The following is an 884-nucleotide window of genomic DNA, read 5'->3' on the forward strand; positions in this document are numbered from 1 at the left end:
CGCGAGCTGGCTGACAAGAGACCAGCGGTCCCGGCTTTTCTTTTCATCGGCGACCAGCCGGACCTTAACGCCCCGCGCAACGGCCGCTGACAGCGCCTGTGCCACCGGCCGGCTGGTGAAATCATAGGCCGCCACGTCGGCGCTCTGACGCGCGCTGCCGGTGAACTGCAGTATCAGATCCAGCGCCGGGCCACCGGGCGAAAAGCCGGCCGTTACGGAGGCCTCCGCGCCGTGAATAACGGGAATGGTCAGTAATGCCGTCATGATTAAAGCCTGTCTTTTCATTATCCTTTACCGCCATAAAATAATGTTAACAGATTTTACCACCTGACAGTTATTAATATAAACATGTTAATATTAATCTATTATAAATATAAAATCAGCGCTGAAGACATTTCGTAATCTGACGATAACAGTTACATGTCAGGGAGCAGATAATATGAATACATTTCACGAATTAAATATCATGACGTCACGCGGCGATATCCACGGCGCCTTTTCGCTCATCCGCAGCTGGAGCGAAAACGTCGCCCGGAAAATCATGAAAAAAGCGGGCTACCCTGTGACGCCGCACACGGGGCGCGCGTTCTGGACGTGGGTGCAGGAGACCCTGATTCGGGCGGCCCGCGAGCGGCGCTGCGGCTACCGGGCGCGCGCTGAACGCCGGGCACCGGTGCGTCGCTGGCGGCAGCAGGCCGCGGAAGACTATGATGCCTATGCGCAGATGATGGCGTCAGACGCCGGGCCGCAGGCTGAGGCTGCCGCGGAGGGAAATATAGCGCCCCTCGATGCTGCTCCTGAAAAATGCGTCGCCGTCCGCGGCCGCGCAGAAGGCCTGGTACACCTTTGCCGGCACCGCGAGCCAGCGCCGGCACGCGCCGTTC

2 protein-coding genes are annotated in these 884 nt (G+C 58.6%); both read right to left on the reverse strand.

Annotated elements, in window-relative coordinates:
* Window positions 1-264, reverse strand: a 264-nt coding sequence (locus tag CBW22_RS24855; protein ID WP_254919565.1) for a phospholipase D-like domain-containing protein, incomplete at its 3' end; no start/stop codon positions are given.
* 469 nt (window positions 265-733) lie between these two features.
* Window positions 734-856, reverse strand: a complete 123-nt coding sequence (locus tag CBW22_RS24860; RefSeq protein WP_369597202.1) for a hypothetical protein — start codon at window positions 854-856, stop codon at window positions 734-736.
* Window positions 857-884: the final 28 nt, after the last annotated feature.

This window comes from Pantoea sp. VS1 (assembly GCF_002207995.1).
GTDB lineage: Bacteria > Pseudomonadota > Gammaproteobacteria > Enterobacterales > Enterobacteriaceae > Pantoea > Pantoea dispersa.